At 55.1% G+C, this 12,866-nt stretch carries 8 protein-coding genes; 2 read left to right on the top strand and 6 right to left on the bottom strand.

Annotated elements, in window-relative coordinates:
• Position 1: 1 nt before the first annotated feature.
• From ACTG39_RS02835 to ACTG39_RS02820, 4 genes are read right to left on the bottom strand one after another with little or no spacing between them, the layout of a single operon-like run.
• Positions 2 to 1,891 (bottom strand): hydantoinase B/oxoprolinase family protein, encoded by a 1,890-nt coding sequence (locus ACTG39_RS02835; RefSeq protein ID WP_439106011.1) that lies wholly within the window; start codon positions 1,889 to 1,891, stop codon positions 2 to 4.
• A gap of 1 nt (position 1,892) precedes the next feature.
• A complete protein-coding gene (locus tag ACTG39_RS02830) occupies positions 1,893 to 3,962 on the bottom strand; it encodes a hydantoinase/oxoprolinase family protein (RefSeq protein WP_439106010.1) in 2,070 nt (689 codons plus the stop codon).
• 54 nt (positions 3,963 to 4,016) lie between these two features.
• Complete coding sequence (locus tag ACTG39_RS02825; protein ID WP_439106009.1) at positions 4,017 to 4,916, bottom strand: hydroxymethylglutaryl-CoA lyase; 900 nt, start codon at positions 4,914 to 4,916, stop codon at positions 4,017 to 4,019.
• Positions 4,913 to 6,112: a CaiB/BaiF CoA transferase family protein gene (locus tag ACTG39_RS02820; protein ID WP_439106008.1), complete on the bottom strand. Its 1,200-nt coding sequence runs from the start codon at positions 6,110 to 6,112 to the stop codon at positions 4,913 to 4,915. Before ACTG39_RS02820 ends, ACTG39_RS02825 begins: the two co-directional genes overlap by 4 nt.
• Positions 6,113 to 6,549: 437 nt before the next feature.
• Between ACTG39_RS02820 and ACTG39_RS02815 the strand changes: the two genes are divergently transcribed.
• Both ACTG39_RS02815 and ACTG39_RS02810 read left to right on the top strand, forming a co-directional pair.
• Complete coding sequence (locus ACTG39_RS02815) at positions 6,550 to 7,716, top strand: efflux RND transporter periplasmic adaptor subunit (RefSeq protein ID WP_439106007.1); 1,167 nt, start codon at positions 6,550 to 6,552, stop codon at positions 7,714 to 7,716.
• Positions 7,717 to 7,718: 2 nt separating this feature from the next.
• Positions 7,719 to 10,871 carry an efflux RND transporter permease subunit gene (locus ACTG39_RS02810; RefSeq protein WP_439106006.1) on the top strand — a complete coding sequence of 1,051 codons (3,153 nt, stop codon included), beginning with the start codon at positions 7,719 to 7,721 and terminating at the stop codon, positions 10,869 to 10,871.
• 70 nt (positions 10,872 to 10,941) lie between these two features.
• Here ACTG39_RS02810 and ACTG39_RS02805 read toward each other — a convergent pair whose 3' ends face one another.
• Together ACTG39_RS02805 and ACTG39_RS02800 are read right to left on the bottom strand one after the other, a co-directional pair.
• Positions 10,942 to 12,477, bottom strand: a complete 1,536-nt coding sequence (locus ACTG39_RS02805; RefSeq protein ID WP_439106005.1) for an arylsulfatase — start codon at positions 12,475 to 12,477, stop codon at positions 10,942 to 10,944.
• Between the two features lie 81 nt (positions 12,478 to 12,558).
• Positions 12,559 to 12,855, bottom strand: a complete 297-nt coding sequence (locus ACTG39_RS02800) for a DUF1244 domain-containing protein (RefSeq protein WP_439106004.1) — start codon at positions 12,853 to 12,855, stop codon at positions 12,559 to 12,561.
• Positions 12,856 to 12,866 lie beyond the last annotated feature (11 nt).

Here is a 12,866-nt window from a genome sequence, read left to right as displayed (position 1 = left end):
CTCAGGCTTGACGCTCCGTAGGAAACTGCGGAGTCACCGGTGGAGGAAGATGCGTCTCTTCTTCACAGCGCGCCTTAATCTCTTCGATGGTGCCACCGCGATTAAACAGAGGTTGATCGTCGCTGCGCTCGGACCGAAGCTGCTGGCGAAGGGACTCAGTGGCATCGGTGTCAACGCTGCCATCCGCAGCGATCACCACGCCGTATCGCTGTGCGCCTTCTGCACTCACCAAGCGCCTCGCTACGTCCGCACGAACCAGCTCGGGGTCCCTTGCGAAGGGGTCACCCCAGCCGCCGCCACCCCAGGTGTTAAAGTACAAAAGATCTCCTGCCTTAACCTTTATGCCCTCTACCTTGGCCGGCAACCATTGCTCACTGCCATCGACCCGAACCAGACGCTTGGTAGAACGCTGCCCCGTATCTCCGCCCAAGACACCCCAGGGATGGGTCAGCCAGCGCTCGTCGTGAATACCAATCTCACCATCAGCCAAAAAGCGATAGGCGACAGACAGGCCATTACCACCGCGATGCAAGCCGGCACCGCCTGAGTCGCAAATGGTTTCATAGCGCTCTATGCGCAGTGGAAAGTAGGACTCGATGAATTCATTGGGAACATTGGTAAAGCCCGGCCACAAAGAGTGGCCATCTGGTCCGTCACCAACAGGACGGCCAGGTATGCCGCCGAAGCCAATCTGAAACAACTGAAACCACTCTCCGTCCTTACCTGGGCGCTGGTCATAGCCCGAGTAAAAAAGGTGCGGAGAGTCAGAAAAACCTGCTGCGTTGAGCATTTGCTCTGGCGCCCCCATGCCCAGTAACGCGCCTAGCAAATCAAAGATTCGTCCCAGTGCATGGGTCCGTCCTGACAAGGCAGCGGGAAACTTAGGTTTTAAGAGCGTGCCTTCAGGAATACGCACGTCTACAAGATCATAAAAACCGTCATTGAAGACAATCTGGGGGTCCACGACGTTGATAGTAAAGGAGCCAAAGAACATCTTGAACATATCCTCATTGAGGAAGAAGTTCACAGAGCTCTGCGCCTGAGGATCCGTGCCGTCAAAGTCAAAGATGGCTGTGGAGCCCTCGCGCCACATGCGGCACTTAATCCGATATGGCCCCATGCCCATACCGTCGTCGCAAAGATAGTCTTCGAATTCCCGGGGCTCTTCCGGGATAAACATCTCGATAATGTGCTTCATTGCAGAATGGTTGCGATCGAGCATCACGTCCATGGTGGACTTGAGCACATCATCGCCGAAGCGCTCCGCCAGCTCCACACAGCGTTTTGCCGCCGTATTGCACGCTGCCACCAAGGCATTCAGATCAAAGCGATTCCACTGCGGGGTTCGCACATTATGCAAAATCAGTTCTAGGAGGTCGGTCTGCAACTCGCCGCGCTTGTACAGCTTAGTAGGCGGTATGCGAATGCCTTCCTGGTAAATGGTGGTCGCCTCGATGGGAATTGACCCTGGGACCATGCCACCGTTATCAGACATATGCCCAAACATAGCCGACCAGGCTATGTGGCGACCGCCTTTGAATACAGGCACAAGAACCACCCAATCGGGCAAGTGAGAAACCGCCGCGTTACACATGTAAGGATCATTCGTGAGGATGATGTCACCCTCCTCGATCTCCGCGTCGTAGGCTTCCAGAAAGGGGCCGATGAAGGATCCGAACTGACCTACAACCATTTTTCCTTCGCGGTTAGCGATCATGGGAAAACAATCACCCTGCTCTCGGATACCTGGCGACATAGCGGTTCTAAATAGCACCGCGTCCATTTCTTCGCGAGCGTTGCGCAGGGCATTCTCAATAATATCGACCGTCACGCCATCGACGTCGACACTCTGAAGTGCCGCGGTATTAGTCTCTTTGATGATCGCGGGCATATCAGACGCCTCCATTGCTTGGGTTGATCAAAAGATTGCCGATGGCGTCTACTTTTGCCGTGTAGCCGGGAAGCACCACAGTAGTAGAGTCCATTTCCGCCACAACACAGGGGCCAGCGACATCCAGGCCTTCATGGAGACGCCCACGGTCGTAGATAGGCGCCGGGTGCCAGGCACCCTCAAAGTAGAAGCGGCTGTCATGTATCTTGCACTCTTCAAGGGAGCTCTCGCTCGCATCCATTTGCTTATCCGAAATCTTGCGAGCCGCTGCTTTCACGACCGCTCGGATCATCAATATCTCGTGACCGTCGCCCAGCTTGAACGTGAACAACTGCTCGTGTTCGGCGTCAAAGGCCTCCGTAAGCAGTGCCACGCCTTTATCCATGAGCTCCTGCTCATCGAAGTCCACGGTGATCTGAAACGCTTGCCCCGCATAGCGCAGGTCAGCCTGATAGGAGACCTCCTGCTCAGCATCGGGAATGCCATCAGCTCGGAGCGACTCGCCTGCGCGATCGCGCAAGTCATGCAAATCCGTCAGCATCTGTGAGTCACTCAAGTCACCAGCCATCGTCAGATAGGTGCGCGCGGCTTCATCCTGAACCTGAGTCGTCGCATCACCGTAAGCACATAAAACGCCCGGACCTGGCGGCACAATCACCGGCCAGGCGTCCGTGAGAATACCCAGCGCGTTAGCATGCAGAGGACCTGCACCGCCAAAACCCACTAGCGCAAAGTCTCGCGGATCATAGCCCTGCTCAACAGACACAAGTCGGAGAGCACCAAACATCGACTCATTAACGATTTTGATAATGCCTTCGGCGGCTTCCATAAGGTCGATACCCATGGCATCAGCAACCTTCTGCACCGCCTTTTCTGAGGCGTCGCGATTGATCTGCATCTTGCCACCGAGCTGTACATCAGACGGTAAGTAGCCCAGGACTACGTTAGCGTCACATACCGTGGGCTCTTCGCCGCCCTTCATGTAGCAAGCTGGGCCAGGGACAGCGCCAGCTGACTCCGGCCCAACGCGCAGCGCTTTGGTGAGCTCGGGAACAAAGGCAATAGATCCTCCACCGGCACCAACGGTGCGGACATCCACGGAAGGGGCTCGGACGCGAACATCGCCGACGATGGTTTCGCGGCGCACGCGGGCGCGAGCATCCTGAATAAGCGCTACGTCAGTAGAGGTCCCGCCCATATCGAAGGTGAGAATGTCGCGAAAGCCTGCTCGTTCACAAAAGTAGATTGCGCCGGCAACGCCACCTGCTGGGCCACTCATCAACAAGTTCACAGGTGAGTAAGCCGCCGCACGTGCCGACGCCAAACCACCATCAGATCGCAGAATAGAAAGCTGTGATCCCTCACCCAGTCGCTCATCCAGGGCAGCCTGCAGATTGTTAACGTAGCGAGCCACCTCGGGTCGCACGTAGGAATTCACAACAGTAGTCTCTGTTCGCTCGTACTCCTGCATTTCTGGAACGACATCGCTGGAGACCGAAATAGGGGTATCCGCAAAGATCTCCGCAGCGATGGCAGCGACCTGCCGCTCGTGCTCCGAATTTATATAGGCGTTGATCAAACAGATTGTCAGAGCCTCAACCTCTCCGCGATCACGCAAAACCTGAAGATCTCGTCGCAGCGACTCCTCATCGATCGGCTCAACAATCTCGCCATCCGCGCCGATGCGACCCACTGCACCGATGGTGAGCTCCAGGGGCGCGAGTAAAGGACTCTTAACAAAGCTGACCCAACCACCCAGACCACCCGGGCAATAGGAACGAGCGACTTGCAGGGTGTCTTCGAAGCCAGCGGTGGTAACAAGTCCAACGCGCGCTCCCCGACCCGTGAGCACGGCGTTAGTAGCCACGGTAGTGCCATGCATAACCAGCTCGATGTCACTGGGACTCACACCGGACTCATCGCAAATTCGTGCGATACCATTTAGCACACCGATGGACGAATCCTCTGGCGTGGAGGGGACCTTTGCAGTAAAGGTCGCACCACTTTCTTCATTGAGCAGAAGAAAATCCGTGAAAGTACCGCCTACATCTACACCTAATCGGTAACTCATTCCTCGTCCTTCTCTTTGTTAGAGCGCGGCTACAGGCCAACGCAATACGGTTTATTAAGCTGCGTTACGACTCAGCCAGTAGTGCGCTCGTCCGCCCTGCGGCCTACCCAGCATCTCACTCACCAAATCCACGACCATCAGCAAAGCCTGCATATCGACTCCCGTCTCGCAGCCCATCTGCTCACACAGCATGACCACATCTTCCGTGGCGACGTTTCCTTTTGCGCCCGGCGCAAAGGGACAGCCACCGAGACCACCTACGGAGGAATCAAAGCGTCGCACGCCGCTTTCCAGAGCGGCATAAACATTTGCTAAACCGAGTGCCCGGGTATCGTGGAAGTGGCAGGCCAGCTTTTGCGCGCCATGCTCTTGCGCCAGGGCGCTCATCAAATGCTTAACCTGCAGGGGGTTCGCCGCACCGATGGTGTCCGCAATGACTAACTCAGAAGCCCCGGCGTCGAGCAATTGTGCGGCAAGAGCGCGTACATAACCGGGATCCACGGCGCCTTCAAAAGGACATTCAAAAGCAACCGCCAGATAAGCAAGGACCCGAACTCCTTCACGGCGGCCACGCTCGATAACAGCTCGCGAGACCGCCATAGTTTCGTCCATACTCAGGTTGATATTCTTCTTGTTCATAGTTTCGGTAGAAGAAACAACCACCGCGACGGTATTCACGCCGGCATCGCAGGCCAGTTCATAGCCTTTCATGTTTGGGACGAGAGCGCTGAGCTCTACGCCGTCGCGACTCCCAAGCTGGCGCGCGAGGTCTCCAGTGCCGGCCATCTGCGGCACTGCTTTGGGAGATACAAAACTGCCCATCTCAACGTGGCTGATACTAGCCTTCAGGATCGCCTCTACAAATGCAAAGCGCTGCTCCAGACTCAAGGATCCGTCCTGGCTTTGCAGCCCGTCCCGGGGCCCCACTTCGTTGATAATCACCTTGTCGTTCACGCGACGGCTCCTGCTGCTCTCAGACTCTCGAGCTGCCCATTGCTATACCCCAGCACATCACGAAGCACGACCTCGGTATGCTGTCCAAGCAAGGGCGCTGGCGAAAAGCTCTCTTCGTCTGTTCGGGACAGCTTGATGGGGTTACCCGGACCTCGCGTGCTTCCTCCTTCGGGATGAGTAAGTTCAACCACCATATTGCGTGACAGGACCTGTTCATCCGCAAGGGCTTCATCGAGGGTGTTCACCCGAGCACAGGGAATACGTTTTTCCGTGAGTTTGGCGAGCCAGTACTCTGAACTCTGGGTGCTAAGAATTTCACCCAGGCGCTTATCGATAAACTCTTTATCCGCGAGCCGCGCGGGCTGTGTGCGATATTTTTCCTCGCGAAACAAAGGCTCATCGATAACGTCCATGAGGTTGTCCCAGAAACTATCGAAGATCACCGCAATGATGATGTGACCATCGACCGTGGGATAGCTGTTATAGGGCACGTGAACAAAATGGCTGTTACCGATAGGATGGGGAACTTCTCCCGAAAGGAAGTGCATGGTAGCCATGTAATTGAGCATGGAAATCTGGCAGTCCAACATCGAAATATCAACGTGTTGCCCAAGTCCGCTTCGCTCCCTCTCGTAGAGCGCCGCCAGCACGCCCATCACTCCAAACATGCCACCCCCAAGGTCGCCAATGGGAATGCCGGCACGTGTGGGCTGGCCGCTATCGTGGCCAGTAATGGACATTCCACCGCCAATCGCCTGAACCACTTGATCGAAGGCCGGACGCTGATAATTGGGTCCTGCAGAGCCGAAGCCGGAAATTGAGCAGGTGATGATTTTGGGATTCACATCTTTAAGATGCGCAAAATCTATCCTGAGCTTTGCGGCTACGCCAGCGCTGAAGTTTTCGATAACAATATCGCTGTTGCGAACCAGGTCGTAGAAAACCGCCAATCCCTCGTCCGACTTCAGATCCAGCGCAACGCTTTGTTTGTTTCGGTTCAACGTAACGAAGTAAGCACCTTGCCCATTTAGAGAGTTGTTGGGGTCGTTCGCCAGCAACTTGCGCGTTCCCTCGCCTTTGAGAGGCTCAACCTTAATCGTGTCCGCACCGAGGTCGGCGAGGATCATCGCTCCGTAGGGTCCGGATAGCATGTGGGTGAGATCAAGAACTCTCACGCCACTCAGGGGTTTTGCCATGCGGTCACTCCTTTTATTGTTCTAGTGCCTTCGATGATCAGTCTGTGGCACAAATCTGTCGCCAAGCAGCTGCCGGAGACAGGAGTAGTCCTCGACCGGTAAAACAGCCACGCCGGAAAGAACATCGCAGATGACTCTGCAACAATCAGTCCAAAATTCTCATCAAAGTCAAAAATCCTATATTCCCGCTATTTTTCAAGAAGTTAACGGCCCAGATACAGCCGAGCAGAAGCGCGTTTAATGGGCAAAACAGCGAACAATAGTAGCTTTTTGAAATTTTATTTCATTATGAAATTAATATAAAGAGCGTAATTCCAGGCGCTTGCGGCAAAGTGATGGGGTGAAGCGACAGACCGCATTGCTAACAATGAGCCTCGAAAAGATACTGCAACACGTTAATTGACGAACTAAATCAGGGGAAAATAATGCGGGCAAAGTTGCTGAAATTAAGCGGTCCGGTTTTGGTACTGGGTGTCGCTGTTGGCGCGGTTTTGCTTCTCAAGGCGACTGCCCCTGAACCAGAGACTGACGAAGCCCCTCCCCGCCCCGTCACGGTGTACACCCATCTCGCGGAAAGAAGCGACGCAGTACTGAACGTACAAACCCAGGGCGAAGTTCGCGCCCGCACCATGATCAATCTCACGGCACAGGTGAGCGGCAGGGTGATATCTGTATCACCTGAGTACGTCGAGGGCGGCCGTTTTGATCCCGACACGGTACTTTTAGAAATCGATGATGGAGATTACCGTTTGGCGCTTCGCCAGGCCGAAGCCGCTGTCGCCGCCGCAAACCTCTCTGTCGAGCAGGCGCTGGCGGATGCAGACGTGGCCCGCAAGCAATTACGTGATGTACCCAATGCCTCGAGCCTGTCCCTGAAAGAACCGCAAATTGCCGAAGCCAAGGCGAGTCGCGAAGCCGCTTTAGCTGCTCTGGAACTTGCCAAACTCAACCTTGAGCGCACCCATGTGCGATTACCCTTCGAGGGCCGCGTAGCGCGCACCAATGTGCATATTGGCGAGGTGATAAACATAGGCTCTACACTGGCGGAGGTTTTTTCTACTGATCGCGTACAGGTTCGACTTCCCCTCAATAACCGTCAACTATCATCACTGGGTTTACCCATAGGCTTTGCCGCCGAGCCTGGCGCAGCCCCTACAGTAGAATTTTCCGCCGAGGTCGCCGGCGCAAAGCAGCAGTGGACGGGGCAATTGGTGCGCATTGATGCAGCCGTGGATCCCAGCACCCGCTTGATCTACGCCACAGCTGAAGTCGAGGACCCCTACGGTCTTGGACGCTCCCCACAGGGGATGCCCCTGGCCGTCGGCCTGTTTGTCGAAGCCGAAGTTATGGGCCGTCGTTTAGAAAACACCGTGCGCATACCCAGCAAGGGACTGCGCCCTGGAAACCAGCTGTTTGTAGTGGATTCAAGCGGACTGCTGGATATCCGCACCGCCGATGTCGCCCATGCCACCTCCGAACACGCAATCATCAGTCGAGGCCTGCGGCCGGGAGAGCGGCTAATCGTGTCCGCTCTGCGCAACCCCATTTCGGGCATGGCCTTATCCACCATCGATGAACGTCAGTTTGCGGCGCGGGAAGACTGATCATGGAACGACTTATATCCTGGTGGGTAAACAACCCCGTAGCCTCCAATCTCTTGATGGTCGGTATTTTGCTAGCCGGAATAATGGGCTTCTTTGCCATGGAGCGCGAGGCATTCCCACAGGTAAAACCCTATCAGGCAAGCATTGAGGTTATCTGGCCCGGGGCAGCGCCCCAGGAAGTCGAAGAGCAAATTGTTTCGCGCATTGAGGACCGACTCAAGGACCTTGATCAAATCAACCACATCTACTCCACAGCCGTGGAGAGCATGGCCGAAATCACGGTCACCACATTTCCCGGCGTGGATATCAACGGCTTTCTCAATGATGTAAAGAATGCGGTGGACTCGGTTACCTCGCTACCGCGAGACATTGAAAACCCCAGAGTGCGTCGAAGCCAGTTTAAACAGGAGATGCTCCGCGTAGCCGTTCACGGCGACGTTAGCGAACGGGAACTCACCCGGCTCTCGGAGGACTTACGCAGAGAAGTCGCAGCTCTACCCTGGGTATCAACTATTGAGCTATTCGGTACCCGACGAGAGGAAGTCACCATAGAGCTCTCGGAAGCCAGCCTCCGTCAGTACGCTCTCTCTTTCGCCGAGGTCGCCGACGCTATTCGAGCAAGCTCCATTAACCTGTCATCCGGACAGGTACGAACATCAACAGGCGATGTGCAGATTCGCGCACGAAACCTCGCCGATACCGAACAGGATTTTTCGCAAATTATCATCCGCCAAAGCGCTGACGGCGGCACCATTCGCGTCGGTGATGTGGCACGAGTCGTAGACGGCTTTGAGGACAATGAAATCCTCGCAACCATGAACGGTCAGCCAGCGGTGCTTTTGCAGGTGCAGAGCTCTGACAACATGCAGGTTGTTAAAGCTAGTCAAGCCGTACGTGCATGGATGAAAGAACGCCGGGCGACTTTACCCGAAGGCATTGAACTCTCCATGTGGTTTGATACTGCGGACATTTACAGCGAGCGTATGGAACTCATTGGAAAGTCATCCTATTTGGGGCTCGCGCTGGTATTTTTGGTTTTAATTTTGTCCTTGCGCCCCCGGGTTGCACTTTGGGTTACCGCCGGTATTGGCGTCGCCTTTGTAGGCACCTTCGCGATACTTCCTGTGAACGATGTATCCCTTAACATCATGTCGACCTTCGCGTTCTTGCTGGTACTGGGGATCGTCGTCGATGACGCGATTGTCGTGGGTGAGAGCATCCACCATCACGCCCACGAAATGGGTGGGGGCAGCGAAGCTGCAGTAAAAGGCGCCTTTGCCGTATCACGACCAGTCATCTTTGCAGTACTCACCACCATGATCGCCTTTGCGCCATGGCTCTTTGTGTCTGGCGAAGCCGCTCAGGTCACACGCCAACTATCGATTGTAATCACGGCGGCGCTCACCATATCGCTTATCGAAGCATTCCTGATACTGCCCTCACATCTGCGCGACCTATCTCATCGAAAGGACCTAAAAGGCCTGGCCCTGCGGCAGCAGCGCATCGAACACAGTATCTCGGGCTTTGCAAAACGTATTTATCAACCCATCCTGCGCTGGGCAGCCGAGCGTCGCTACCTCACCACCAGTGCATTCGTCGGCGCATTTGTGATCGCCATCGGCTTGTTCAGCACTGGCTGGGTCAAGTTCTACTTCATGCCCCAGATTGAGAGCTCGCAAATCGTCGTAGACGTGAAGCTTCCGCCGGGCACTTCTTACGATCGCGCCCTGAGCGTTCTTGATCAACTCCAGACAGCCGAGCGGACATTGGTCGATGAAGTTGATGCGGCCGCACGGGCAACTGGCGAAGGCACAGGGCAGTTGATCGAGGGCTGGTACACCCGTTCGCGTCGCGACAGTGTCATCGCTATCGTAAAGCTGGCGCCACCGGAAGTTCGTGACCTCTCGGCGCGAGAAACCGCCGAGCGCTTGAGAACCCTGGTGGGCGACATTCCCGATGCCGACGAGATTCAGGTGAACTACACGCTTAATGACAACGGTGCGGATATTACCTACCTGCTCCGACACCGTGACGGCGAGGCGCTCACCGCGGCATCAAAAGAGTTACAGGCAAAAATCAGCAGCTACAACGGTGTACTGGATGTCCGTGACAGCCAACAGGGCGAGACTGACGAGATCGTATTGAGCCTTAAACCGGGAGCTGAAACTCTCGGTATTCGCCTTGCAGATGTCTCGCGCCAGGTACGCCAGGCCTACTTTGGAGAGGAGGTTCAACGCCTTCCCCGGGCCAATGGGGACGTGAAAGTCATGGTCCGCTACCCCACCGAAGCCAGACGAACGCTTTCGAGCCTCAGTAGCTTTCGAGTCCGCACGGCGGATGGTCGGGAAGTACCGCTCTTCGCAATCGCGGATGTGGAGCTACAGGGCGGCGTACAGCGCATCCAGCGTCGGGATGGCAACCGTGTGGTCTATGTCCGAGCCGACCTGGAACAAGACCTCATCAGTGACATCAAGCGCGACATCGAAGAAACCTATCTCGATGACTTTCAGGCCCGACACCCCGGACTCGTCATCCTCAAAGGGGGATCGCAGGAAGAAGAAGACCAATTCATCAATGAAATCGTAGCGCTCTACTCCATCGCGCTCTTTGCGATGTACGCTCTGATCGCCATCGCGTTTGGCTCTTATTGGCTGCCACTATTGATTATGACCGCGATACCGTTTGGCTTTATGGGCGCCATCTTCGGACACCTGATCTTCGCGACGCCGTTGGCCCTATTCTCGTACTTTGGGATTGGCGCTGCCGCTGGCGTTGTGGTCAACGACAACCTTGTACTGGTGGACTACATCGGGCGATTGCGAGAGCAAGGCAAAGACACCTTTGAGGCTGTCATAGAAGCCGGAATCAATCGTTTCAGACCGATCCTGCTAACGACGGTAACAACCTTCGTGGGCCTGATACCCATCATGGCGGAGCGCAGTACGAACGCGCAGTTCCTAAAACCTGCAGTGCTGTCCCTGTCCTTCGGCGTTTTGTTCGCGCTGTTCGTTACCCTCCTTCTGGTCCCATCGCTTTACCTGATAGGAGAAGACGTGGCCAAGGCAATGCGCGTTGCACGTCAGCGTTATTGGCCAGGAGGGAGTACCACTCCTGTCATTGAGACCTCTAGCTCTACCTATACAGACGCACCCTGAGAAACCGCGCCGGATGGCGCGGCTTTCTATCTGGCTTTATCTTATCTTCTCCTCGCTCGTCCAAAGAGCCTCACTCTTCGAACTTGAGATAAGCGTCCGTTAGTTTGTCGATAGACCAGGAGTCGGGTCGCTGACTAGGCGGATACTTCTCAAAGGTCATGAGAAACTGCTGCATAACAGCGCCACCCATATACATCTGCGCAGCCTTATCTACGTACCAATCCCAATAGGTATTGGAATTATGATCCGCACGCTCGAAGGGGTCTCTGCGAAGATGGAATAGCTTTGGCAATCTCAGTGTGACAAACGGTTCCGCCCAGAGCGCTAATGTCTTGGCACGATTCTCAGCGTAAACAGACTTCCAGCCGCCAAAGCGAACAGCAACCGGGGCACCGATATCATTGATGTAGATAAAGCTCTTTCGAGGGCCTTGTTCAGCCTCGCCCGTCAAATAGGGCAAAAAGTTGTAGCCATCCAGATGGAGGGTCGCCGACTTGTTACCGATCCGCGTTCCTTCCAGGAGCTCCTGCTTGAGTTCAGGCTCACCCGCCGCCGCCGCGAGAGTCGGCATCCAATCCAGATGCGACATGATCTCTGTGGAGACCCGCCCGGGCGGAATCTCTGCGGGCCAGCGAACCATGGCAGGGACGCGATAAGCGCCTTCCCAGTTAGAATTTTTTTCGCTGCGAAACGGCGTTATCCCTGCATCGGGCCAGGTATTGTAATGAACGCCGTTGTCCGTGGAGTACATGACGATAGTGTTTTCTGCGATATCGAGACTGTCGAGCTGATCCAGCAGAGAACCAACCAGTTCGTCGTGAGCCACCATCACATCATTGTAAAAGCCCTGCCCGGACTTGCCCTTGTGCTTATCTGCGCGATGAGTCCGAAAGTGCATGCCGGTAGTGTTTACCCAAACAAAAAACGGCTTGTCATCAGCGACGCTTCGGTCGATGAACGCACGCGCCGCATCCACAAACTCTTCATCGGCCGTTTCCATACGCTTACGGGTAAGCGGGCCGGTGTCTTCGATACGCCCATCCGCGTAAGAGCGAATCACACCGCGGGGACTGAAGCGCTGCTGAAACCAGGCTTCCTTGGGATAGTCTTCATCTTCTGGTTCTTCTTCGGCATTTAGGTGATAGAGGTTGCCGAAAAACTCATCAAAGCCATGTTCGGTGGGCAGGAACTCATCCTTGTCGCCGAGATGGTTTTTGCCAAACTGGCCTGTGGCATAACCCTTGGTTTTAAGCACTTCGGCAAGGGTGATATCGCGATCCTGAAGGCCGAGCTCAGCGCCCGGCTGCCCAACTTTTGACAAGCCCGTACGCAAGGGTGACTGCCCGGTGATAAAGCTCGAACGTCCTGCCGTGCAGCTCTGGTCACCGTAGTAGTCAGTAAATCGCACACCCTCCTCCGCTATGCGATCGATGTTGGGGGTGCGGTAACCCATAATTCCATCGCCATAGGCGCTGATATTGGTAATACCGATGTCATCTCCCCAAATGACGAGAATATTGGGGGTATCCGCCGCCTGGCTGGTGCCAGCGACACTCGCAAGAATCAGGGCTCCCATCAGCGCGCGAAGGCGCGTAAAAACACTCATAGTATTCTCCTTTCTTATTTTTTGACTTTTATTGTTTTTGTTCGATCAAACCGGCGCTAAAGCTTGCGGGCTACAAAAAAATTATTGTTGCTGCGCCTGAAACTGCGCAAGCTGTTCAGGGCTCGCTTCTTTTTGAAACTGGCTCTTCCAGTCGGCGTAGGGCATGCCATACACCCGCTCACGGGCCGTTTCGTAGTCGACGCTCACACCACGCTCCTCGGCAGCAGTCGCATACCACTTCGACAAGCAGTTTCTGCAAAAACTCGCGAGGTTCATTAAATCGATGTTTTGAACATCCTTATTGTTGTCCAGATGCTCCAATAGGCGACGAAACACCGCCGCCTCGATGTCTCTTTGGATGCTTTCTTCACTACTCATTCCTGATGCTC

Origin of the sequence: Congregibacter sp., from assembly GCF_965662665.1 — a bacterium.
In the GTDB taxonomy this organism is placed as follows: Bacteria; Pseudomonadota; Gammaproteobacteria; order Pseudomonadales; family Halieaceae; genus Congregibacter.
Note: the sequence above shows the minus strand (reverse complement) of the source record. Positions and strands in the feature narration are given on the sequence as shown.

Bases quoted from the DNA above. Each gene is read 5' to 3' on its own strand.
- ACTG39_RS02805 (WP_439106005.1), bottom strand. From the start codon at position 12,477: ATGAGTGTTTTTACGCGCCTTCGCGCGCTGATGGGAGCCCTGATTCTT.
- ACTG39_RS02835 (WP_439106011.1), bottom strand. From the start codon at position 1,891: ATGCCCGCGATCATCAAAGAGACTAATACCGCGGCACTTCAGAGTGTC.
- ACTG39_RS02800 (WP_439106004.1), bottom strand. From the start codon at position 12,855: ATGAGTAGTGAAGAAAGCATCCAAAGAGACATCGAGGCGGCGGTGTTT.
- ACTG39_RS02810 (WP_439106006.1), top strand. From the start codon at position 7,719: ATGGAACGACTTATATCCTGGTGGGTAAACAACCCCGTAGCCTCCAAT.
- ACTG39_RS02830 (WP_439106010.1), bottom strand. From the start codon at position 3,962: ATGAGTTACCGATTAGGTGTAGATGTAGGCGGTACTTTCACGGATTTT.
- ACTG39_RS02820 (WP_439106008.1), bottom strand. From the start codon at position 6,112: ATGGCAAAACCCCTGAGTGGCGTGAGAGTTCTTGATCTCACCCACATG.